The organism is Megasphaera indica (assembly GCF_046614755.1).
In the GTDB taxonomy this organism is placed as follows: Bacteria; Bacillota; Negativicutes; order Veillonellales; family Megasphaeraceae; genus Megasphaera; species Megasphaera intestinihominis.
Window position 1 is genome coordinate 1 of record NZ_JBKKJR010000027.1, and the last position, 22,693, is coordinate 22,693.

Below are 22,693 nucleotides of genomic sequence, written 5' to 3' on the forward strand. Positions count from 1 at the left end.
TCTTCAGAAGAACCCCTCAGACCGCCGTTGGCGGCCAGCTCCCCTATGAAGGGGAGCCTTTGGGCGCTCCTGCGCCTGATTTCCAGAGTCTATTGCGGCAAAGCCGCTTCTGAGTCCGAGCAAACAAATCCCGAAGAATGACTATAAAGCTATGATATTTTTGCATACAGAAAAAGAGCCTGTGCACGATTACGTGCGACAGCTCCTTTTTCTATTGCATTTTCCGTCAGACAAGATATAATAAAAATATTGTAATAGAATGTAACCGTGAGGAGGAACGCTGGTTGGCAGAATATATCATGCTGCAGGGGACGAGTTCCCATGTCGGCAAGAGCATCATTACGACGGCTTTGTGCCGCATTTTCTTACAAGAAGGGAAACGGGTCGTCCCTTTCAAGGCCCAGAACATGGCTTTGAATTCCTATGTCACTGCCGATGGCCGGGAAATGGGCCGGGCCCAGGTCGCCCAGGCCGAAGCGGCCGGCCTGCTGCCCATGGTGGCCATGAATCCCGTCCTGTTGAAGCCCACAGGCAATGCCTGCTCACAGGTCATCATCGACGGTCGTCCTGTAGGCAACATGTCAGCCCGGGAATATCATAAAGGCTATGCGCTCCAGGCTTTCGACGCCGTCAAACGGGCCCTGGGCGAACTGGATAGGGCTTACGACACGCTGGTCATCGAAGGGGCCGGCAGCCCGGCAGAAATCAACCTGAAAGACCATGATATCGTCAACATGCGCGTTGCCAAATACCTCGGCGCGCCCGTACTCTTAGTGGCTGATATCGACCGCGGCGGCTCGCTGGCTGCCTTAGTCGGCACGCTGGAACTGCTCGACCCGGATGAACGGGACCTGGTCAAAGGCCTGGTCATCAATAAATTCCGCGGTGACGTATCACTGTTCACGCCGGCTATCGATTTTTTGGAAAAAAAGACGGGCAAACCCGTCCTGGGCGTCGTGCCTTATGTCGATGACCTGGGCATCGATGAAGAGGATTCTGTATCCCTCGACGATAGGGAACAGCGGCCAGAAGCTGATAAGGTATCTATCGCCGTCGTCCAGGTGCCTAAGATTTCCAACTTCACCGATTTCGACAGCCTGGCCCGCGAAGACGACGTCGCCCTGTACTATGCCCGTCATCCCCGCGACCTGGCCGGCGCCGATGCCGTCATCCTGCCGGGCAGCAAGAATACGACAGAAGACTTGTGTTTCCTCCTGGAACAAGGCTGGGACCTGGCTTTACAGCATTTCATCAACCAAGGGAAGCCCGTCATCGGCATCTGCGGCGGCTATCAGATGATGGGCCAGGCTGTCTGCGACCCGGATCAGACCGAGTCCCCATTGGGCCGCGTCGAAGGCCTGCACCTCCTGGGTGTGACGACGACCTTCGTATCGCATAAACTGACGTCGCAGGTGACGGCTGACTGCCGCGACCTGCCTTTTGCCGGAACTATCCTGAAAGCGAAGGGCCTGACGGGCTATGAAATCCACATGGGCCGGACCGAACGGGATGGCAGCGATACGTATCCTTTTGTCGTCACCAGCCGTTCTGGAGAACCCTGTGAAAGTCTGGCCGGTGCCGCCCGTAAAGATGGCCTGGCCTGGGGGACTTATATCCACGGTATCTTTGATAACGACGCGTTCCGCCGCCAATTCCTCAATGCCCTGCGGACCCGCAGGGGATGGCAGCCTCTGCCGGTGACGCTGCACTACCGGCAGGAAAAAGAAGCGAAATACGACCGCCTGGCCCGGATCGTCCGGGAGTCTCTGGACATGAAGCGCCTGCGGCAGATTATGGAAGAAGGAATAAAATGATTACTGTACTCACCGCTTTTATCGTAGATTTCATCATTGGCGATCCCCATACGAAACTGCATCCCGTCGCCCTCATCGGGCGCTGGATCAGTCTGCTCGAACGGCTGTTCTATAATGAGAAATCGACGAAATGGGAACATTTCATCTTAGGCGGGCTGACTGTCGTCATTACCCTGTTGTTTGTCTACAACATCACCCTGGCCCTGGTCCTGGCCTTGGAATTTTTACCTAACGAACATTGGAGTTATATCATCCAGGGCATCCTCTTATCCTTCATGATCTGCCCCCGCAGCCTGGCCAAGGCCGGCCGGGAAGTCTACCGATATCTCGTCCGTCATCATCTGCGCATTGCTCAGCTGAAGGTCGGCAAGATCGTCGGCCGCGATACGGACCATCTCGACAGCCCGGAAGTGACGCGGGCTACGGTGGAAACGATTGCCGAAAATACCATTGACGGCATCGTGTCGCCGCTGTTCTTCTTTGCCATCGGCGGCCTGCCCCTGGCTGTCGTCTATCGGGCGGCCAATACCCTCGATTCCATGATTGGCTATAAAAACGACAAATACATCTATTTCGGCCGCGTTGCAGCCCGCGTCGATGACGTCCTCAACTACATCCCGGCCCGGATCTGCGCCCTGCTGTTCATTGCGGCTGCCGCCTGCCTGGGCTATGATGCCAAAGGGGCCTGGCGCATCATGCGCCGCGATGCCTCTAAGCATCCCAGCCCGAACGGCGGCTATGCCGAAGCGACCGTAGCCGGGGCCTTGGGCATCCGTTTAGGCGGGCATAACCGTTATTTCGGCAAGGATACATTCCGCGAATATATGGGCGATGACGACCATGAACTGGAACCGCAGTATATCCGCAAGGCCACGTATCTCATGTACAGCGTATCCCTGGCAGCCGGTGTCATTACGGCGCTCCTTCATTTAGGGCTCTACGGCTTATGGAGCTGATCGTCCGCGTTCCCGGTTCGTGCGGGGAAGTGATGCAGGGCTTCTGGCAGGGAAGGCCCTTCCTGGTTACGTGTCCCATCGACCGCTACAGTACCGTCGTCGTCCTCCCCGGGACGGGACGGCTCGTCGGCGGCGGGGCCAAGGCACGCCGTGCCCTGGCGCTGGGACAGGCCTATTGCCGGTGCGACAGCCTGGCTCATGATTTTTTCCTGACGTCGGAATTGCCTCCTGGCAAGGGCATGGCTTCCAGTTCGGCCGATATCTGCGCTGTCCTGGCAGCCGTAGCAGCCGTGAACCAGGTGCATCTTTCCGAAGGGGACATTGGCCGTCTGGCGGCTTCCATCGAGCCGACAGACGGCGTTTTTTGTCAGGGCCTGGCAGTGATACAGCCGGAAACGGGGGAGCTCCTCCATGTCTTTCCGCACGTACCACCCTTAGCTATTGCCATTTTCGATGCCGGCGGGACCGTCGATACCGTCGCTTTCCATCAGGCCCGGCCAGACCGTGCCCGGCCTGATGCGGCGGCTCTCTTCTTGGGCTGGCAGCTCTTGTCGTCGTCGCTGACAGACCGCCAGATCGGACAGGCGGCGACCCTCAGTGCCCTGGCCAATCAACCCTGGCTGCCGAAACCGGATTTTCCGGCCTTTCTCCGGGCTGCCCGCCGTCATCCGGCTGTCGCCGGCGTCAACGTAGCCCACAGCGGGACCGTGGCCGGCGTCTTTTTCTGCCAGTCTGCCAGTCAGGCGGACAGGGAGGGGGTCATTGCTTCACTGAGCCGGCAGTTTTCGCATTGGACCTATACAGAAACGGTCCATTTGCGCAGCGGCGGTATTTCCATAGAAAACAGGTGATTCCATGATAAAACGATTTGAACATGGCGGCAATATCTATCAGCCCGTACCGGATGGCGGTCCGTGGCTGGACTTCAGTGCCAATATCAATCCTCTCGGCCTGCCGGAGAGCATCCGCCAGGCCCTGGCGGCCCATCTCGACGCCGTCGTCCATTATCCGGATCCGGCCGGGACGGCGCTGCGCCAGGCCTTAGAAGGGGCCTACGGCGTACCAGGCGGGACTATCCTGCTGGGCAATGGCGCAGCCGAACTTTTTTATCTCTATATGCATACTTTCCGGCCTCAGCGGGTCCTGCTGCCCGTCCCTTCCTTCAGTGAATACGAACGGGCGGCACGGGCTGTTGGGGCCGTTATCGGCTATGAGTACCTGAAAAAAGACGATGACTTTGCCTTTCTCTGGGAAGGGCTGCGCCGGTCCTGCGGCCAGGTGGACTGCATCGTCATCGGCAATCCCAACAATCCTACGGGCACCCTGGCGACGGCCGATGAAGTCCTGGCCCTGGCCGAAGTCGGCGCCCGCAAGGGAACAGATATCCTCGTCGATGAATCGTTCCTCGATTTCCTTCCCTCTGACGAAGCCTATTCCGTCCTGGACCAGGCCGGGGACCGGGATAACCTGTTCGTCATCCGGTCGCTGACGAAATTCTACGCTCTGCCGGGCCTGCGCCTGGGTTTTGGTGTCACGTCGCCGTTGCGGCGCGGCCTCATGGAGGGGCATAAAGACGGCTGGAATGTCAATGTCCTGGCTCAGTATGCCGGCGTCGCCGGACTCCGGGACCGGGCTTATCAGCAGGCTTCGCGCCAATTGGTCCAAAAGGAGAAAGACTGGCTCTATGAACAGATGACGGCCCTGCCGGGTCTTCACGTCTATCGGCCTTGTGTCAATTTCATCTTCTGGCGCCTTACGGGAGAAGGGAAGCGGACGGCAGACCTGGCAGACGCCTTGCGGGCTGACGGGATTTTGATCCGCGATTGTGCCAATTATCCGGGCCTGACGGCGGCATACGGGCGCAATGCCGTGCGGCCTCATTTTGAAAATGAAAGATTCGTGGAAAAAATGCGGGAAAAATTAAGTAAGTTCTGATTTTCACTAAAATATTAAAGAAAGATTAGAGAAGCATTAGAATTAGATTAAACTTGCGAAAAATTCATGATTTTTTTTCTTTTTTATGATAGAATAAACTCACAAATTAAATTATTTAATTTATTACATTTTCTGTCCTTATGATTTCTTGACAAAATCTAAAATTTAAAAAGATAGGAGGAGTGTCATATGGGAGAAAATAAAGGAAACAGAACGATTGCTATTGGCTTGATGTTGTTCGCATTGTTCTTTGGTGCAGGGAACCTGATCTTCCCGGCTGCCATGGGGCAGGCTGCCGGCTCGAATGTCTGGTGGGCTGTCCTGGGCTTCGTCGTCACCGGCGTCGGCCTTCCGTTGGCCGGGGTCCTGGCCATGGGCTATTCTGGTTGTAAGAACTTGCAGGAACTGGCAAGCCGCGTCCATCCGGCATACGGTCTTTTCTTCACGGTCATCTGTTATCTGACTATCGGGCCGTTCTTCGCCATTCCCCGTACGGGCAGCGTCTCTTATGAAATCGCCGTCCGTCCCTTCTTGCAGAGCGGTGGCAATGACATGATCATGACGGGCTTTTTGGTCCTGTTCTTCGTCATTTCCTTCTGGCTGTCCGTATCGCCGCAGAAACTGGTCGACCGTATCGGCAAGATCCTGACGCCGGCTCTGCTGCTCACGATCCTGCTGCTCATCGCCAAATCTTTCATTACGCCCCTCGGCTCGCCGCAGGAACCGACCGCTGCTTATGCAACGGCCAGCATCGCTGCCGTACAGGGCATCCTCGATGGCTACAACACGATGGATGCTATCGCCTCGCTGGTCTTCGCCATCCTGGTCATCGAATTCGTCATGGAAGACGGGGCTACGGAACCGTCGGCTATCACTAAGGAAGTCTTTAAGGCCGGCCTCATTGCCGTCAGCTGCCTGGCTTTTGTCTACATCTTCATCGCCAAGATCGGTGCCGACAGCGTCGCCGCTTTCGGTATCCAGGAAACAGGCGCACCGGTCCTTTCCAAGAGCGCTATGATCCTCTTTGGTAATGTCGGGGCTGTCATCCTGGCCGTCATCGTACTCCTGGCCTGCTTATCGACGTCCATCGGTCTGATTACGTCGTGCGCTACGTATTTCAATGAACTCGTCGGCAATATCGGCTATAAGAAATGGGTCACCATCTTTACGGTCATTTCCTTCTTCGTCGCCATGTTCGGCCTGAAGACCATCATCGTCGCCGCTATTCCGGTCTTGATGTTCATTTATCCTCTCGTCGTCGCCATCATTATCCTGACCTTCCTCAACAATCTCTTTGATGGACGGCAGTGTGTCTACGCCTGGACCATCGGCCTGACACTCATCCCGGCTTTGGTCACAGGGCTCCAGACGGCGAAAATTTCCTTGGGACCTATCGATAATATTTTCAATACCATGGTACCGCTCCACACGCTGGGCATGGGCTGGATCAGCTTCACCATCGCTGGGTTCATCATCGGTTTCATTTGGAGAGCTGCTGTTTCTTCAAACAAAGCTAGTCAGTAAGGATTGGGGGCATGTTTATGAATATTTTACGCCGCAAATCCTTCGATGACTTGTTGGCCCATACGCAGGAAAAGAAATTGAACAAGGCTCTCGGCGCCTTCGATATTACCCTCATGGGCCTGGGTATCATCATCGGGACGGGGATTTTCGTCCTCACCGGTATCGGCGCAGCGAAATATGCCGGGCCCGGCCTGATGTTATCCTTCGTCTTCGCCGCTATTACCTGCGCGTTCGTCTGTCTTGCTTATTCGGAACTGGCTTCGTTCCTGCCCGTATCCGGCAGTTCGTATACCTACGCCTATGCGTCGCTCGGTGAAATCTTTGGCTGGTGGGTCGGCTGGAGCCTCATCCTGGAATACTCGGTCGGCGCCAGCGCCGTAGCTGGCGGCTGGTCGGCCTACTTCGTCGGTATCCTTCATTCCTGCGGCATCGACTTGCCGAAAGCCTTGACGGCCGTGCCGGCTGACGGCGGACTCATTAATCTGCCGGCGGTCCTCATCGTCGTCCTGGCGACGGCGCTCCTCGTCGTCGGCGTCCGCGAAAGCGCTCACGTCAACCGCATCCTGGTGTACGTCAAGATCGGGACGATTTTCCTCTTCCTCTTCCTGGCAGCACCGCATATCGAACCGATGAACTGGCAGCCGTTCCTGCCTTATGGCATCCACGGCGTCTTTGCCGGGACGGCCGTTCTCTTCTTCGCTTACCTTGGCTTCGATGCCCTGTCGACGGCAGCCGAAGAAACGAAGAATCCGAAACACGACATGCCTATCGGCATCATTTCGGCCCTGGCCATCTGTACGGTCCTGTACATCGCCGTCTGTGCGGCCATGACCGGCGTCGTCCCGTATCCCATGCTCGATACGGCAGCACCGGCGTCCTTCGTCCTGGAATACATCGGCCTCCATCTCGGTTCGGCCATCGTCGGTACGGGCGCTATCTGCGGCCTGTCGACGGTCGTCCTGGGCATGCTCTTCGCTCAGAGCCGGGCTCTCTACTCGATGAGCCGTGACGGCCTCATGCCCATGAGTCTTTACAAGGTTCATCCGAAGTTCCATACGCCGTATATCATCCAGATCGTCATCGGCGTCATCGTCGCCTGCATCACCGGTTTCACACCGATTCACATCGTCGCTGAAACATGCAGTGCCGGTACGATTTTCGCCTTCCTCTGCTCCTGCGTCGGTATCCTCGTCCTGCGTCGGCTCTATCCGGACCATCCGCGTGGATTCCGCTGCCCGGCTGTACACGTCATCGCTCCGCTGGGCTTCATCTGCTGCGCTTTTATCTTCTCCGAACTGTCGCCGCATACGCTGATGCTGTTCACAGGCTGGACCATCCTGGGCCTCATCATCTACATGGTTTACGGACGCAAACACAGCCTCTTGCAGAAAGAAAGCAGCAATTCGTAGTTCGTAAGCTCCGTCCTGCAGGGGCTTGCACGTGGCAAGCCCGCCAAGCCTCCCCATTATAGGGGAGGTGGCCCGAAGGGCCGGAGAGGTTTCATATGAAAAAAAGAGGATGGAGTTTGCAGAGAAAAAGCTTTAAATTTAAAACCATCCGCTAACTACTAACTGCTAGCCACTAACCCCTAAAAAAAGCTGTCGCATAGGCGACAGCTTTTTTTTAGCCTTTCTTATTTCACTTTATTCTTCAGCGTCCCGATGGCGGGAATGGTGATTTCTACGGTGTCGCCGGAGTGGAGGAAGCGGGGCGGGTTGAAGCCGACGCCGACGCCGCTGGGCGTACCCGTAGCGATGATGTCGCCCGGGAAGAGGGTCGTACCCTGGGAGATGGTGTGGATCAGTTCGGGGATGGTGAAGATGAATTCGCCTGTCGAGCCGTCCTGACGGACTTCATTGTTGACTTTCGTGACGATGTCGAACGTGTCGGGAGCGGCATCGCGCAGAAGGATATACGGCCCGATAGGGCAGAACGTATCCAGGCTCTTGCCGTGGAACCACTGGACGTGGTTGGCCTGCAGGTCCCGTGCCGTGACGTCGTTGAGGATGGTAAAGCCGTAGACGTGGTCCATGGCTTCGCCAACAGTGATATCCGAGCCTTCCTTGCCAATGATGACGGCCAGTTCGCCTTCATAGTCGACTTGGGACGTGACGTTCGTATGAGGGTCGATGAGGTCATCCGGGCCGATGACCGACGACGTAGCCTTAGTGAAGATGACCGGGTATTTCGGTGGTTTGGGCATGGCCGTCTTATCGAATTCGGCGATATGTTCCGTATAATTCTTGCCGATGCAGAAAATATTCCGTTCCATATGGGGAATCGGCGCCATGATGCGTACCGTGTCCAGCGGTTTCGCCTTGACGGCGCCGGTCTTTTCATTCTGTTCCAGTGCGTCGGCCAGGGCCAGCAGGCCGTCGTTGCCCTGCCGGATGAATTCCAGCATCGTTTCCGGAAGGGGCGTGAAAAAAGCTTCTTCCAAAGCAATGGCACCATATACGCCATCTTCCGCTTCATTCAGGACGCCCCATTGAACGAAACCGAGGTCTTCAAAAGTAACCAGTTTTTTTATCATCATAAAAATTCGACTCCTTTACTCATGATAACTTATTATAGCATGACCACTAAAGAATGACCATCCTCTTCATAAAATAAGCGCAGTTCGCAGGCGGCCGGTCGCAGGCCGCAAAAAACGGCCAGCGGCCGAATTGTAGGGGCTTCCCACGGAAGCCCGCCAGAGAGATTCAATCACAGCCCATCCGGGTATGATGATAAGCTTTCAGGAACCACGAGCCACTGCTTTTCCTCGGACTCAGATGCGGCTACGCCGCGACAGACTCAAACTAACAACGACGCTTCGGGAAGCCCTCCGCGCGTAGCGGGCCGCCCGCCGCCGCTGTTCATTCTGGAAACGGTCTGCCTCTCCCGATGATCGATACTTGACGGGCTAGAAAGGCTTTGGGACGGCCCCTACGGATGCGGCTATGCCGCGACAAACTCAAACTAACAACGACGCTTCGGGAAGCCCTCCGCGCGTAGCGGGCCGCCCGCCGCCGCTGTTCGTTCTGGAAACGGTCTTGCCCCTCCCGATGGTCGGTACCTGACGGTCAGAAAGGCTTTGGGACGGCCCCTACGGTATCGCATGTAGGCGATGGGGAATAACGCTGGCAGTCTGCCATAAAAAATACACGGACATTGGCCGAATTGTAGGGGCTTCCCGTGGGAAGCCCGCCAGAGATATTCGACTACAGCCCATTCGGGTATAATAACAGGATTTTACGATGGATACGAAAATGGCGATGTCATCAGCTTGAATCTGTAGCCGTATTTGAATTTCTTGTATTATGGGAATATCGATTTATATTCTATTCACTCTGTTTCATGATATAATTTAATAAAGGGGGGGGGCATAATATGAAAACGTCTGAACTCAATGATATTTACCCAGGTGTTGATGATTTTTTTGCGGCGCAGAAAGATTATCTAGAGAAATTTGGTGAAAAATCATTGAGTCATACGATATATGACGACCCGTTGCGGCCAGAATGTATTAACTTCGAAGATGCTACCAGAAGACTTCGGCGTGCCATACAAAGAAATGAACCTGTCGAACAAATCGCTGATGAAATTTTGGAGGGCATTGTTTTTTAAAGACCGACAAGGAAAATCTGCTTAAAACTATTCTAAAGAGGCGAATTCAGATGCGACTTATTATTCCACAAAACTTGCAGGATAAATATAATGCAGCAGAGCCATACCTAATTTTCGACCGTAAACATGGAAAAACATTTTTTCATGATGACACACCGGAAAAAATTAGAAAAGACTATAAAGAATTCAGTGAATACTTCAATAAGCAATTCCATGAAGAATACGAAGAATGGGACTTAGATTAATGCTTCAAAAATGCAATAACTTTGTTATTTACATGAAATTGCGGGTATATTTTTCAAAGTTAAACATTGGAAAACATCAAAATTAAGGTATAATACAATACATAAGAATCCGGTGCATATTGATGAGGTACGAGAAGATTCAAGAGGGACATCTCAACGATTTATTGGGGAAAAGGTAACTGTTGATGTGAATACTATTACGGGCGTTATTATAACGTCATGGAAGACAGGGAAAAGTAAACTTCGTAAATATAAGCAGGGGAGCAAATATGATGAATGATATGTTAAAAGTGGCATTTACAAATCAAGAGTTGTCATTTTTAAAAAAAATGGGCTTTAATGTGAATTGTAATTTGAATATTGATATTGCTGATGAAATTGTTGATAAGCTTGGCTATGATGATACGGGCATAGCAGCTGACATCATCACTAAGATTACTACAAATAAAGATTGGTGAAGCTTTCCATGGCACCTACCATTATACTAGGTGCTTTTTTCGTGCCAATTTTAGGAAAGATATACATGGTAGACGAATTCAAGTTCGATTTGCAGTGGTTCGTTGACGGTGGCACCAAGGGTGCTTTTACTATATCATAAACAATCATGAGCTACTGCTTTTCCTCGGACTCAGATGCGGCTACGCCGCGACAGACTCAAACTAACAACGACGCTTCGAGAAGCCCTCAGCGCGTAGCGGGCCGCCCGCCGCGTCTGTTCGTTCTGGAAACGGTCTTGCACCTCTCGATGGTCGGTACTTGATGGGCTGGGACGGCCCCTACGGTATCGCATGTAGGCGATGGGGAATAACGCTGGCAGTCTGCCATAAAAAATACACGGACATTGGCCGAATTGTAGGGACTTCCCGTGGGAAGCCCGCCAGAAATATTCGACCACAGCCCATTCGGGTATAATAACAGGATTTTACGATGGATACGAAAATGGCGATGTCGTCAGTTTGAGTATCTGCCGCCGCGTTGCGGCATCGGAGTCCGGGCGGCCTGTGGGCTGTGAATTGTGCTCTGTGTCCTCATTTTCCTAAATCTACTGGAAACAGTTGCAAAATAGGCGCTAATCACGGTATAATGTGATATTGAACACATTTGGCCCATTATACCGCATGGTTAAGCCATTCTTGTTTAAAACGGCAAAAATTCGTCAAAAATTTCTACGCAAAAATTTTTTCAATCGACTGCGCGGCTTTCCGCCTCATGTCGTCTGTGTAATTCACGTAGACATTTAAAACAGTGGTGACTGTGTCACCGAGAAGCGCCGCTACGGTCTTGATGTCGGCGCCGTTGGCCAGCAGCATCGTTGCATAGGTGTGACGCAGGCTGTGAATGGATGCATCCGGGACGATTTTCTTGATATACCCATCGAGTGATTTATGCAACAATTTGTGTGGAAACAGCTGACCGTTTATTTGCCGAGGCTCTACATGGCGATACTCCAGCAGGATTTGCTGCAGCTTGGCCGGAATTGGGATGACGCGATGTCCGGCGGCTTTGTTTTTGATATTCATGATTCCACGCTTCCTGTGACCAATACGGCCATATTGCTTGGTAACACTAATTTGGCGCTCTTTTAGATCTACGTCGCTCCAGGTAAGCCCCATGATTTCGCCTAAGCGCATCCCCGTGTACCCGGCAATGGCACAAATGGTATAGTACTTTATCGGGCGGACCTTCATGCTTTCCATGAGCTGGTCGAATTCGTCCTGCGTCAGCGCCCGGATCTTGTGCCGGCGGTTCAGCTTCCTGGGCTTCAAGTGGATGGCTGGGTTATCCTGCCGGAGATGGTAGGGCTCGACAGCGTGGGACAGGATCATCTTGAGGCAGGTTACATAGAGCTGGTAGCTGGCGTCAGCACACTGCCAGTTGCTCATCGCCTGCTGGATGTCCAGATAGGTGATCTTACGGACTGGCATGGCCAGAAGCTTCGGGCCGTAATTCTTCAGTGCGTAGCGATAGGCCAGGACAGAGTTATACGTCAGGTTGCGGCTGCGGAAAACGTATTCGGCAAATTCTGCCAGGGAGATATCGACGAGCTCTGGCGCAATGGGCTGGCTCTTCATCGCATCGAGTACGTCGGCCAGTAGCTTTTCGCCGGCGGCTTTTGCCGCCTTCTTGGTCGCCAGCCCCTGGCGTGACTTCTGCTTCCAGCGTCCCGCCTGGTCTTTGTACGATAAGATGACCTGCCAGCCGCGATCCTTTTCCCTGAAAGAGAAGTGATAGGTTAAATCGGTCATAAAAATAACCTCCTTTGCGAAGGGAGGCTGATGTGATATACTGATAGCGTAAATCAGCCCCGCACAATGGATTTACAAATTGCCGATACGGTACTGGTAATACCGCCAGCGCGTCCCGCATCCTGCTGCAACAGGATGCGGGATTTTTTTATATGGATGTAATTTACTGATAATTAAACTGTTGTTGAAAAAAATTAATAAATCTTTCTTTTATATTCAACGGCATATCTGTGATTTTTGCATACTTTAGATACATTTCTTCGTAAGCTGATTCTTTATTCAGGATTAAAAGAAAATCCTGAATAAAAGTAGATACTAAATAGGGAGAATATAAAAATACCATGATGCTCAACATGGCCCCATATAGACCATTTAATGAATGCCTATCATCTAATGAATGCCTATCATCTTTAGTGACTTTTTTCTTGTTACGCTCCAATAGAGGCTCTCTAATTAAAGACCACATAATGGATGGGGAAATACTATATTTCTTTGGAATTCTCAATGATGTAAAATGTAAATTATGAGCTACACAATTACGAAAGTCTCTAATCGCATTCATAGAACAAAGAATAAAATTTAATTTTTGGTCATAGCTCATATCTTGAGGAATCAAGGCATTGGCGCACTCATATTTAGGATCCCCTTTTAAAAAATCAAATAAGTTTATCGCTGACCCCAATGTAATGTTTTTAAAAAGAATCCATGGGGGAATATGGTTATGCGTATTTTTATAAAATTTTGTAGGATTCTTTATTTGATTTGAGCAAAGCCATTTCATTATGTCGCATTGAACATCCAGATATGTCAACGAGCCTTTAGATGAAGAATCATAATTATATTTGTTTAAATACCCCCCAACGTCAACACCAAAGTTTTCAGCAAGTGTATAACTTAACTTTGTTTTAAATATATTCTCGACTAAGATACTATATTTCATAATAAAAGACTGTATTTCTTTATCGAAAAGGAAAAAATTATATAGATACTCAATAGAAACGTTTTCTCGGAACGTATCATCTTCAAACATAAAATATCTTTTATACCGGTTAATAAGGTCATAATATGATATTGTATTTAAGGCAGACAAAGCAAAATCTTCATCTTGTATGATTAAACCACGCTTTTTTAATAGCTGGATTTGTTCCTGGTAGGAACGAAAAGGCTTATCGAATTCCACAGCTACCTCCTGGGCAAAATTAAAAGCCCCACTGCTAAGAGCAGTGGGGCTAGTGCCCAACACACGATACGTGTTGCAAGCCTTTTACTGCACTTAGTATAACACATAAATTATCTAAAATCAAACTATTCTTTGGTTAATATAGCAATATCTCCCTTTTTTATAGGGGTAGGCGTAGGAATTTTTCTATTAGTTATATCGGATGGATCAACTTTAAGCGGGCGCAATTGAGAAAGCGTTTTATTTAATGCATCCAAAGGATTCAAAGGATTTACTGCTTTATGGATGATTTTTCGACAAATTGAAAATTTATCATAGGGGACCACGACTTCAACGATGTCCTTAACCATGTCTAAAGTACCATAATTAACCCCGTCAATAATAACGGGTTCGCCTTTTTCAATAATGCGCAATACATCGCCTGCGGCAGCCCTATTATTAAATCCATAATCTATTAACAGGGTTTTATTGTCTACTATTTCTAGAACTTTAAATTCGTTATAATGCATTAAAAATTACCTCCTATCATTTATTTTTAAAATTTACAAATTGCCGATACGGTACTGGTAATACCGCCGGCGCGTCCCGTGTCCTGATGCAACAGGAGACGGGACTTTTTCTATTTTTACCTTGTTTGGTCAAGAACAGGTGTCATAAAATAAAAAAATAAATAGTTGCATTTTCCCGCTTTTTTGATATAATAACTATAAAGTCAACTTGTGAAGGATAAGGCTGGGTTCCCGAATGGGAGTAGGCGGTTACGCTTAGAATTCCTTTGCCCCTGGGGTTGGCTTATTTTTTTGCAATATTATTTTTTAGATTCTGAATAATATGTTCAGGGTCTTTTTTTATTTCTGAAACAATTAATTCAATAGCTGCTTCACTATAGGTGAATAACGTTTGAGTACTTCTGTCATACTTATAACAGTACTTTGGATTTTCTTTAATCTGATAGAATCTTACTATAAGGTCAAAATGACTAGTATTAAATGTGTGATATTTTTCGTCAGAAGGAGCTTTTGTGGGATTTATGAAATTAATATGACCACTTTTCAATCGTTTATTGATTAGCTCGATACACTTAGCCCGACGATAGGGACAGGACCTTTGCATATCCTTAGTCTCTTTTAAAATAAAGGCAGCTTTTTCAGCGTCTTTAGTGATTCTTATGGAAGCCGTAGCTAAATCAGTTTTCTTTGTAATATAGATATCGTGCTTTATCAGGACTGCATATTTATCATTCCCCTCAGCTGGCATTGAATCATTAATGCGTTTGACCGTCTGCAGCAGCTTTACGGCAATTGGTTCTGGGTATCGAGCCTGTATTTCTTCCGGGTTGATTGGGGAAAGCTTTACAGATAATGTCAGAAAGTTTGCTGGGATATTTTCTGTAATATCAATTTTGAAGAATTCGAGCATCTTGTTGGAATAATTCAAAATACAAGACTGGAAAAACGGGACGTATATTTGTTCATACTCTGAAGTAATGAAATGGGTGCTGGTATTACGGAGCTCGATGATTTGTTCCAGGTTCATTCGCAAAGGATCCTTTTTATTAGTAAATACCTTTTCAATACAGTTAGATAGCGAAATGGTACGTTTTCTATCGTCTGAATAATATATACTGCGTTCACCTTTAGTCTGGATAAGATATGCTTTTAACATCAGTTCCCAGGCGTTACATATAAAGAAGGAAAAACCTTCGACTCTATATTTGATAGTGGGCTTGTTATACAATTCTATGGCTACGATAAAAGCTTCCTTGCTTTTTTCAATAAGTTTTTCTTCTAAATTTTCTATTCTTTCATTCATGAGAAAACATCCTTTCCTATATTACATCTTCCCCCGAAGCTCAACGACTCTGCCGAGGATACGGACTGGAAGGTCGGCGATTTCTTTGTTGGAGTAGAAATGGGGCTCGTACACGCTGGTGTTGGTGGCGATGAGGGTAATTCCTTCGGGCTGTTTCTTGACGCGCTTCACGGTGGCCTCGTTGCCATTGACCAGGACGATGGCAACGTCTCCGCTGTCTACGTCATCCTGCCGGCGGACAATAACGACGTCGCCTTCCATCATCCGCGGTTCCATCGAGCTGAAGCTATGCGACTATTTACGCAGGCAGATGCTTCATCTTCATGCTTTCGCGATACTGATCTGCACTTGGAATTTCAGTGAATTCAACGGTGCCATCGTAATTTTCTTTCACTACTTTTTCGATTTGTTTCAGTGGAACTTTAAAGAATTCGCGACGGGTATTTACCATATTCAGCTTTTTATCTTCAAATGCATGATGAAGCGCGGCTTCAAGCTTCGGTGCATCGTCACTGAATATCATGGCATGAACATCAAAATTAAAAGGAACAGACGCATCCCCTAATTCATAGACACGTTCCATCGGATCTAAACGGCGAGTCATGCCAATCTTATAAATGTCCTTGCCGAAGGAGCCAATATTTGAAATGATGTAGACATAACCGGCTTTTTGATTTGATTCCCGATAGTCAATGTCTACCATATTTTTATTTACGTCAGATAGGTGTTCCTGCAACTCGGTGATTTTTTCCTGGAGAGCCGCTTTTTCTTCCGCATCTACAGTAACTTTTAACTGCTCTTGAGCTGTTTCCAACGCGTTCGAGTAATGGGCCTTTTCTTTGGCAATCTTCTTTTTTGCTTCCGCGATTTCTTTCTTCAGCTTGGCTTCTTCTCGAGCTTGTTCTCGGAGCTCTCTCTGATGCTCTTTTTCTTCCTGCTTCTTCAGTTGGTATTCGAGGGCTAAGTGCAGCTCATCAATCTTACAATTATAATATTCTGGGTTAATGGAAATATTCATGACGCGGCCAAGCTTGGTAATAGCTGTGTATGAGTTCGTGATTCTTTTTTTGCAAGAGTCGAAATTATTATATTTTACTTTCCCCGTTACATGCTCACATTCGCTGTTGAAAGCACGTAATAATAATTTTTGTGTATCTCGGACCATTTTCTTGCCTTCGGACTTGCTCCCGTTTACCGTCCAGTCAAGATTCCCGGTGGCCGCGGTTTTATTCTTTATCATTTCCTTTTGGTGGTCTCTGATTTCGTCTAATTTAAATTTATAGTTTTCCGAGTGGGCGAAATCATAAATCGGATGATAAAGAGCGAAATCTTGCATGAGCGCCTCTTCATCCATTTCGACTAGCTGGTTGGAAAGCTCTTCTTTTTTATGCTGAAGAGTTTGAATTTCAGTGTTTAGCTGGTCAGCAATCGCTTGTGCATCCTGGGTGGCTTTTTTCACGATCGCATCAATGATGTCTTTTTTATTTTTTATCTTTTCAGCTAACCCATCTAATTTCCGTTGAGAATCTTCCAGCTTTTGAGATGCTTGAGCATTGGCATCTTTAATGATTTTATCAATTTCTGATTCCTTGTTGACTATTTTTTTATCAAGCTCAACAATTTCAGCTTTTTTGCTTTCAACAAGTTCGTCGGCTTCTGTGGTAGCTTCAGAAATAATCTGCGCTTTCAATAATTCTTTGTTTGTAATATCTTCATTTAATTTTGCGAGTTTAGCTTCGGCATCACCGAACATATACTCATGCTTTTGAATGAAGCTGTCTAATTTTTCTTGTAACTGGTGATTTGTCTTTTTATTCTTTTTGCTTTTATATAGAAGCAGTGGAATAGCGAGCATGGCCGCAAAAGGAAAACATGAGCCAATAGCTATTACTAAACAAATTGTTACACTCTTTAAATACCAACTTTCTTTAACGGATGTATCCATAATATCCTCCTCTCGGTAATCTACCATGACCGGCGGCTTTCAATGACTTTGCCTAAAATTCGCACTGGCAGCTCTTCTATTTGCTGGTTGGAGTAGAAGTGGGGTTCATATACATCTGGGTTGAAGCCGTAAAGCATGATGCCGCCGTTAACTTTTTTAACCTGCTTAATGGTGGCTTCGTCTCCGTTGACCAGGACAATTGCAATGTCTCCTGTTTCCACATCTTCCTGTTTTTTTACAATAACTACATCACCTTCCTCTAATTTTGGTAACATAGAATCACCCTTGACTTGCAGTGCAAAAAATTCGCCTGTTGCAGCAAGCTCCGGGGTGATTTCTTCGTAGTCCAATATCTCCTGCACGGCCTCGATGGGTATGCCGGCCACGACGCGGCCCAGGACCGGGATGCGGACGCCGCGGCCTGTGGGGGAAACTGGCTTTTTACAGGGAGCATTACCTAGGAGATAATCCAAGGAAACATTAAATAGCGATGATATTTTTTGTAATGTTTCAGCGTCTGGAAAGCGCTTATTGGATTCATATAAAGAAATCGTTGATTCAGCAACGCCTATTTTTTGCCCTAATTCCCTTTGACTCAGCGACATATCTTTTCTACAACTTTTTAATTTGGCACCGAAACTATTCATATCAACGCCCTCCTTTACAAAACGTAATATTTACTTAAATTATAACTTTACAAATAGCAAAGTACAATGTTGAAAATAAAACTTTGCAAATTGTCATGAAACGCAATACTAATACTTAACAATATGCAAAGTTAAAGCTATACTATAATCAAACATTGCGATATGCAAAGATAGGGAGGTGAAAAAATGAAAAAGGAACAAACTTTGCAAGAGCTTTTGGAAGAAAAAGGAGTAACTCAAAAAAGCCTTTGCGATATTCTTCACTTGTCTGAATCACAGGTAAGCTTGCTAGTAAGCGGTAAAAGGCGAATGTCCTTCGATACAGGAATGAAGATTGCTAAAAAGTTACGTGTTAGCCCGACTACTGTTTTTTTATCCCTAAACTTTGCAAAACGCAAAGTAAATTCATAAAGGAGGCGAGCACATGACGAACGAAGAAAAGCTGGCCATTGTATTGCAATTAGTAAATGGGCTAAAAGCGAACGAATGGCGACGCATCAAAACCATTATTGACCGTCAATATGAAGAAAAGGCCACCAAGCTGGCACTTGATGACCTTTCCTGTGAATCAATTGAACAATTAGCTAATCATTTGCATAAAGCTTTGGAGAGCACCTTGAAGAGTAATTCTTGATTTCGTTGAAATAAAGGAGGACCGAACATGAAGGAACAGAAGAAACTTGAATTAGATGAAATGGATGCCCACTGCATCGCCAGAATGTTGCAGTCGTACCTGTTTACGGATACCCCGTTCGCGGGATGCCGGTTCTGCAAGTATAACTGCTTTAACGATGATGCAAAACCGACCAACGATAAACGAATCGGGAAACTGCTTATGGATTTCACGGGCGTAGATTTAGGCCCGGCAGTATACGGATACCTGGAAGTCGGCGGATTCCCGTATAAAAAATTCCTGAAGAATTCCAGTGATAGAGCAAAGGAATACTTCAGGAACTTCTTCAAAGACATTTAAGGAGCTTAGTGATGACATGGATAAAAAGCAAAAGGTTGATTTGATTGTATTGGCTATTTCAATCGCAGCGCTATTAGTCGCCTGCGGAGCACTTAGTGTCTCGCTGTATATGTTAAATAGCTGATATACAAAGAGGCAAATGCAATCAGTAAAGAAACTGATGAAATAACGACTGGGATTAGTTTCCATATTCTATTTTCGTGTAGTTCTCGTTGTTGCTTTTCTTTTTCCTCGAAAAAAAGATAGCCTTTTGGCGTGATGGTAAAAACCTGGTCTGTTTTTATTGTATCCATATTTGCGTCATCATCAGAATGGATATATCCACCATGCCATAGTTCTAATATAGCTTGAGGAAATACCTCCATTGGAGCGTTTGCGAGGAACGCAATCTGTTGTAGAGATAGATAGCGTCTTTCTTTGAAAAGATAAAGCACACATTGCGATAACGAATCTAATTTCAAATCATTCATCGTAATCGCCTCCTTCCGTACTCATCATAGCATGGTTCAACGGAGGGGGAAAGAAATAAAGGAGGGACTAAATATGAAGGAAGCCAAAGAAAAAGAGCCATGCAGAAGCATGGCTCAGGATGAAATAACGGAAGCCAAAGAAATTATTTTGAAAGCTAAACGACTTACCAAAATTAATAAAATATTGACTGGATTAAACTTATTAATTTTTCTTGGATACCTGGCAAAATTCCTATGATACCGATCCCTTCATGGCCATTATAGCATGCTGGGAGATGCGAAAAGAAAAAGGAGTGATGCGTATGATTCCAGAAGACGGATACCTATTGTCAGAGCTGCTTTCGCTGGTGGGATTACTGATATTCTTGAAAGCGTCCATCCACCACGGGCTCTTCTTCGGAGCGGTGGTCTTCGGGGCGGGTATCCTGCTCAAGATCTATTGCCTGATCCTGGTCATGAGCCAGACGCTTTGAAGAGCGGAACGGACTTCTTCCGATAGGGAAGCCTAACGATGAACTTTACCTGACTCAGGTCCTCGTTTACGATGGTTTTCCCATCGAATACGAAGCGGGCCTTAACTGTTTCATAGGGCTTCAGGAAGGTTGGAAGCTCCAGCAGTTTCCCCGAACGGGCCACTAAAGGGAAGGCTTCTTTATCCTGATGGAGAGCAATGAATTCGTCGAGGTTCAGGTCCCAGGATGTTTCAGAGACCTTGATTTCCTTGAGGATGGCTTCGGGCAGCGGCATCAGCCGCGTATTATCCGGCAGGCCCAGGTATACAGTTTTCACTTTATCGGCGCTCTGGAAATCATTGACGATGGTTACACGGACGTCCAGATAGCGGTGATCCAGCCAGACGTACCGGAAATGAACTAATTCTACATCCGGCAGGAAACGCCGGTAATAGAAGATAGACAGACAGGCCAGCAGGAACGTCACGACGCTGTTCAGCGTCAAGCCGGAATCAGAAAGCAAAAAAGCTTGGATGCTGGCCGCAGCATTTACGATATAGGTACACATAAACAACACCTCCCTTCCTGCTAATCATAGCATGACTGAGGGATAAGGCGAAAGGAGGGAATCATATGAAGCCGGTTATCTCGATGAACGAGCTCATGGAGCGCTGGGATTTGAGCCGGACCGCCATCACCAAGATGGAGCAGGACGGCCTGCTGAAACGGCTCAAGCTCCCTGGGGTCAAGTACAGCATGAAAAATATCCTTGAGCTCGAAGGCATGGACTCATCTGATTGGATGCACAGCCCATTTGAATGGCGGCGGCTCCAAGATGAGCTGGCACGTACCCAGAAAGAGCTGGAACGGTGCCGGACCTTCATCAGCCAGCTGTCGGCGAATATGAGCCAATTTGAATACGAAGAAAGGAGAAAGTCGAATGAAGACCATGAAGATTTACGAACATGGGTTGACCAGGCCAAAGCGTAAGCCGCGTTTCCGGGCCGTCCGGAGTGCGATGGCCATCGTGGCCGCTTTCGGGGTCGGGCTGTATATCGGCAGTACGACGCCCTGGTCCCAGGCCGAAACCATTGCGAACGACACAGCTATCATCCACGTCGTCGATACAGACGAAACGCTGTGGGAAATCGCTGGCCCTGTAGCCGACAAGACCGGCCAGGATATCCGGGAGGTCATCTACCAGATTCAGGTCAACAATGACCTGGGTCCGAACCCAACGTTAAAACCAGGCCAGCGCCTGGTCATCAGATACTAAAAAAATGGCTGCTGCCGGCAAACGCCGACAACAGCCACATACCAAAATACTCAAATTTATTATACCAGATGGAGGTAACTTATGGAACTGCAAAATCAGAATAAAGAAAAAATTATTCATGCATTTGAAGAACTGACATTGTTTTTAATACAGGATACAATGCATAGTTCTGTAACTACAATAAACCCTGATACCATCAGGGAAATCAGAGAAAAAGTGGTGCTAATTACCGCGCATCTTTAACAGTTAGACATAAGAAAGGATGAGAGATATGTCAGTAAAAATCAGACAGTTAGAAATTGAAAATGTGAAGCGCGTCAAGGCCGTTACGCTGACGCCGATGGAAAACGGTTTGACCGTCATCGGCGGCCGGAATGGCCAGGGCAAGACTTCCGTATTGGATGCCATTGCCTGGGCACTGGGTGGCAACAAACTCAAGCCGTCCGAATCGCAGCGTATTGGCAGCGCCGCTCCGCCGTCTATCCACATCGAACTCAGCAACGGCATGGTAGTGGAACGCAAGGGTAAGTCTTCGGCCCTTCATGTCATCGACCCGTCAGGGCAGAAAGCCGGCCAGCAGCTCTTAGACAGCTTCATCGAAAAACTTGCCCTGAACCTGCCGAAATTCATGGATGCCCGGAACGATGAAAAGGCCGAAACGCTCTTACAGATTATCGGCGTCGGGGACCAGCTGGCCGTTTTAGACCGCCAGGAAAAGTCACTGTACAATCAGCGCCTGGAAGTCGGCCGGATTGCTGACCGCAAGAAGAAGCACGCGGAAGAACTGGCCTGGTATCCCGATGCGCCGGCAGAACCGGTCAGCGCGTCTGACCTCATCAAGCGTCAGCAGGCCATCCTGGCCAAGAATGCCGACAACCAGCGCAAGCGGGATATGCTGGAAAGTTTAAAAGATCAGCAGACCTGCATTGATGTTGAACTGGATGAGATTGATGAAAAAATGGATGAACTGGCGGCCAAGAAGAAAGCGCTTATCAATGAACGTACCGCCGTCACGGCTGACATCAACAGCGCTGAAACGGCTTCAGCGAACTGGCAAGATGAAAGTACGGTCGAACTAGAACAGGACATCGCCAATATTGACGCCATCAACACCAAGGTCCGGGCGAATGCCGAAAAGAACCGGGTCCAGGCCGAAGCCGATGAGCTGGCCGGCCAGTACGGCGATCTGACCCAGCAGATTGAATCCGTGAAAGAACAGCGGATGAAGCTGTTGGATTCGGCAGACATGCCCCTGCCAGGGCTGTCGGTCCAGGATGGCGAGCTGACATATAACGGTCAGAAGTGGGACTGCATGAGCGGTGCAGAACAGCTGCAGGTAGCGACTGCCATCGTTCGCAAGCTCAACCCGGACTGCGGCTTTGTCCTTATGGATAAGTTGGAACAGATGGACCCGGAAACCCTGGCCGCCTTCGGCCAATGGCTGGAAGGGGAAGGGCTACAGGTCATCGCTACCCGCGTCGGGACTGATGACACCTGCAGTATCATCATCGAAGATGGATACATCAAAGAAGACCGTCCGCAAGAAGTCCCGCAGCCGGCGCCGGAAGCAGAAACGCCGAAATGGACGCCTGGTACGTTTTAGAAAGGA

General features: G+C 48.5%; 28 protein-coding genes. 18 read left to right on the forward strand and 10 right to left on the reverse strand.

All coding sequences use genetic code 11. The features are described from left to right. Window positions 1-284: 284 nt before the first annotated feature. The 6 genes from ACFCTO_RS11030 (at window position 285) to ACFCTO_RS11055 (ending at window position 7,638) form a co-directional block, all read left to right on the forward strand. Complete coding sequence (locus tag ACFCTO_RS11030) at window positions 285-1,814, forward strand: cobyric acid synthase (protein ID WP_292301147.1); 1,530 nt, start codon at window positions 285-287, stop codon at window positions 1,812-1,814. Continuing rightward, a complete protein-coding gene (gene cbiB, locus ACFCTO_RS11035; RefSeq protein WP_292301148.1) occupies window positions 1,811-2,770 on the forward strand; it encodes an adenosylcobinamide-phosphate synthase CbiB in 960 nt (319 codons plus the stop codon). The genes ACFCTO_RS11030 and cbiB overlap by 4 nt, the downstream gene beginning before the upstream one ends. Further along, window positions 2,761-3,621 carry a GHMP family kinase ATP-binding protein gene (locus ACFCTO_RS11040; protein WP_302485826.1) on the forward strand — a complete coding sequence of 287 codons (861 nt, stop codon included), beginning with the start codon at window positions 2,761-2,763 and terminating at the stop codon, window positions 3,619-3,621. Before cbiB ends, ACFCTO_RS11040 begins: the two co-directional genes overlap by 10 nt. Before the next feature lie 4 nt (window positions 3,622-3,625). Further along, on the forward strand, window positions 3,626-4,705 hold the full coding sequence (locus tag ACFCTO_RS11045) for a pyridoxal phosphate-dependent aminotransferase (RefSeq protein ID WP_292301141.1): 1,080 nt from the start codon (window positions 3,626-3,628) through the stop codon (window positions 4,703-4,705). A gap of 189 nt (window positions 4,706-4,894) precedes the next feature. Beyond that, window positions 4,895-6,229, forward strand: coding sequence for a branched-chain amino acid transport system II carrier protein (gene brnQ / locus ACFCTO_RS11050; protein WP_292301142.1), 1,335 nt, complete (start codon window positions 4,895-4,897; stop codon window positions 6,227-6,229). Window positions 6,230-6,246: 17 nt separating this feature from the next. Further along, window positions 6,247-7,638, forward strand: coding sequence for an amino acid permease (locus ACFCTO_RS11055; RefSeq protein WP_292261655.1), 1,392 nt, complete (start codon window positions 6,247-6,249; stop codon window positions 7,636-7,638). 224 nt (window positions 7,639-7,862) lie between these two features. On the opposite strand, the gene ACFCTO_RS11060 is transcribed toward ACFCTO_RS11055, so the two are convergent. After that, window positions 7,863-8,765: a fumarylacetoacetate hydrolase family protein gene (locus ACFCTO_RS11060; protein WP_169012903.1), complete on the reverse strand. Its 903-nt coding sequence runs from the start codon at window positions 8,763-8,765 to the stop codon at window positions 7,863-7,865. Between the two features lie 836 nt (window positions 8,766-9,601). Between ACFCTO_RS11060 and ACFCTO_RS11065 the strand changes: the two genes are divergently transcribed. From ACFCTO_RS11065 to ACFCTO_RS11075, 3 genes are all read left to right on the forward strand, one after another. Further along, window positions 9,602-9,838, forward strand: coding sequence for a hypothetical protein (locus ACFCTO_RS11065; protein WP_302484795.1), 237 nt, complete (start codon window positions 9,602-9,604; stop codon window positions 9,836-9,838). Window positions 9,839-9,888: 50 nt separating this feature from the next. Continuing rightward, on the forward strand, window positions 9,889-10,083 hold the full coding sequence (locus ACFCTO_RS11070; RefSeq protein WP_302484796.1) for a hypothetical protein: 195 nt from the start codon (window positions 9,889-9,891) through the stop codon (window positions 10,081-10,083). A 269-nt stretch (window positions 10,084-10,352) separates the two neighbouring features. After that, a complete protein-coding gene (locus ACFCTO_RS11075; RefSeq protein WP_279018506.1) occupies window positions 10,353-10,541 on the forward strand; it encodes a hypothetical protein in 189 nt (62 codons plus the stop codon). 708 nt (window positions 10,542-11,249) lie between these two features. Here the strand turns inward: ACFCTO_RS11075 and ACFCTO_RS11080 are convergent. From ACFCTO_RS11080 to ACFCTO_RS11110, 7 genes are all read right to left on the reverse strand, one after another. Beyond that, complete coding sequence (locus ACFCTO_RS11080) at window positions 11,250-12,329, reverse strand: tyrosine-type recombinase/integrase (protein WP_499876885.1); 1,080 nt, start codon at window positions 12,327-12,329, stop codon at window positions 11,250-11,252. A gap of 163 nt (window positions 12,330-12,492) precedes the next feature. Further along, complete coding sequence (locus ACFCTO_RS11085; protein ID WP_499876886.1) at window positions 12,493-13,509, reverse strand: Abi family protein; 1,017 nt, start codon at window positions 13,507-13,509, stop codon at window positions 12,493-12,495. A 125-nt stretch (window positions 13,510-13,634) separates the two neighbouring features. Beyond that, complete coding sequence (locus tag ACFCTO_RS11090; protein ID WP_027895836.1) at window positions 13,635-14,018, reverse strand: hypothetical protein; 384 nt, start codon at window positions 14,016-14,018, stop codon at window positions 13,635-13,637. A 283-nt stretch (window positions 14,019-14,301) separates the two neighbouring features. After that, on the reverse strand, window positions 14,302-15,321 hold the full coding sequence (locus ACFCTO_RS11095; RefSeq protein WP_302484800.1) for a DUF3644 domain-containing protein: 1,020 nt from the start codon (window positions 15,319-15,321) through the stop codon (window positions 14,302-14,304). 21 nt (window positions 15,322-15,342) lie between these two features. Continuing rightward, window positions 15,343-15,597 carry a LexA family protein gene (locus ACFCTO_RS11100; protein ID WP_499876887.1) on the reverse strand — a complete coding sequence of 85 codons (255 nt, stop codon included), beginning with the start codon at window positions 15,595-15,597 and terminating at the stop codon, window positions 15,343-15,345. Between the two features lie 22 nt (window positions 15,598-15,619). Next, entirely contained in the window at window positions 15,620-17,266 is a 1,647-nt protein-coding gene (locus ACFCTO_RS11105) for an SNIPE associated domain-containing protein (RefSeq protein ID WP_499876888.1), read from the reverse strand. 20 nt (window positions 17,267-17,286) lie between these two features. Next, window positions 17,287-17,913 (reverse strand): LexA family protein, encoded by a 627-nt coding sequence (locus ACFCTO_RS11110; protein WP_499876889.1) that lies wholly within the window; start codon window positions 17,911-17,913, stop codon window positions 17,287-17,289. 186 nt (window positions 17,914-18,099) lie between these two features. Here ACFCTO_RS11110 and ACFCTO_RS11115 point away from each other — a divergent pair, with 186 nt between their 5' ends. Genes ACFCTO_RS11115 through ACFCTO_RS11125 form a run of 3 tightly spaced genes read left to right on the forward strand, consistent with a single transcriptional unit; the run spans window position 18,100 to window position 18,886 of the window. Next, entirely contained in the window at window positions 18,100-18,324 is a 225-nt protein-coding gene (locus ACFCTO_RS11115) for a helix-turn-helix transcriptional regulator (RefSeq protein WP_302349239.1), read from the forward strand. Between the two features lie 13 nt (window positions 18,325-18,337). Further along, window positions 18,338-18,547, forward strand: coding sequence for a hypothetical protein (locus ACFCTO_RS11120; protein ID WP_499876890.1), 210 nt, complete (start codon window positions 18,338-18,340; stop codon window positions 18,545-18,547). 27 nt (window positions 18,548-18,574) lie between these two features. Next, window positions 18,575-18,886 carry a hypothetical protein gene (locus tag ACFCTO_RS11125; RefSeq protein ID WP_499876891.1) on the forward strand — a complete coding sequence of 104 codons (312 nt, stop codon included), beginning with the start codon at window positions 18,575-18,577 and terminating at the stop codon, window positions 18,884-18,886. A gap of 92 nt (window positions 18,887-18,978) precedes the next feature. On the opposite strand, the gene ACFCTO_RS11130 is transcribed toward ACFCTO_RS11125, so the two are convergent. Beyond that, window positions 18,979-19,356: a hypothetical protein gene (locus tag ACFCTO_RS11130; RefSeq protein WP_302484808.1), complete on the reverse strand. Its 378-nt coding sequence runs from the start codon at window positions 19,354-19,356 to the stop codon at window positions 18,979-18,981. Between the two features lie 73 nt (window positions 19,357-19,429). Between ACFCTO_RS11130 and ACFCTO_RS11135 the strand changes: the two genes are divergently transcribed. Next, the gene (locus ACFCTO_RS11135) at window positions 19,430-19,594 is read left to right on the forward strand and encodes a hypothetical protein (RefSeq protein WP_499876892.1); all 165 of its coding nucleotides are present in this window, start codon (window positions 19,430-19,432) and stop codon (window positions 19,592-19,594) included. Between the two features lie 64 nt (window positions 19,595-19,658). Beyond that, a complete protein-coding gene (locus ACFCTO_RS11140; protein WP_169013978.1) occupies window positions 19,659-19,829 on the forward strand; it encodes a hypothetical protein in 171 nt (56 codons plus the stop codon). Here ACFCTO_RS11140 and ACFCTO_RS11145 read toward each other — a convergent pair. Continuing rightward, window positions 19,810-20,376: a hypothetical protein gene (locus ACFCTO_RS11145; RefSeq protein ID WP_499876893.1), complete on the reverse strand. Its 567-nt coding sequence runs from the start codon at window positions 20,374-20,376 to the stop codon at window positions 19,810-19,812. The genes ACFCTO_RS11140 and ACFCTO_RS11145 overlap by 20 nt on opposite strands. A gap of 65 nt (window positions 20,377-20,441) precedes the next feature. On the opposite strand from ACFCTO_RS11145, the gene ACFCTO_RS11150 reads away from it, so the two are divergent. The 4 genes from ACFCTO_RS11150 (at window position 20,442) to ACFCTO_RS11165 (ending at window position 22,687) form a co-directional block, all read left to right on the forward strand. Further along, window positions 20,442-20,798 (forward strand): hypothetical protein, encoded by a 357-nt coding sequence (locus ACFCTO_RS11150; protein WP_499876894.1) that lies wholly within the window; start codon window positions 20,442-20,444, stop codon window positions 20,796-20,798. Continuing rightward, the gene (locus tag ACFCTO_RS11155; protein ID WP_499876895.1) at window positions 20,749-21,084 is read left to right on the forward strand and encodes a LysM peptidoglycan-binding domain-containing protein; all 336 of its coding nucleotides are present in this window, start codon (window positions 20,749-20,751) and stop codon (window positions 21,082-21,084) included. Before ACFCTO_RS11150 ends, ACFCTO_RS11155 begins: the two co-directional genes overlap by 50 nt. 81 nt (window positions 21,085-21,165) lie before the next feature. Beyond that, on the forward strand, window positions 21,166-21,327 hold the full coding sequence (locus ACFCTO_RS11160; protein ID WP_499876896.1) for a hypothetical protein: 162 nt from the start codon (window positions 21,166-21,168) through the stop codon (window positions 21,325-21,327). A gap of 28 nt (window positions 21,328-21,355) precedes the next feature. Further along, window positions 21,356-22,687, forward strand: coding sequence for an AAA family ATPase (locus ACFCTO_RS11165; protein WP_499876897.1), 1,332 nt, complete (start codon window positions 21,356-21,358; stop codon window positions 22,685-22,687). The last annotated feature ends 6 nt before the right edge of the window (window positions 22,688-22,693 follow it).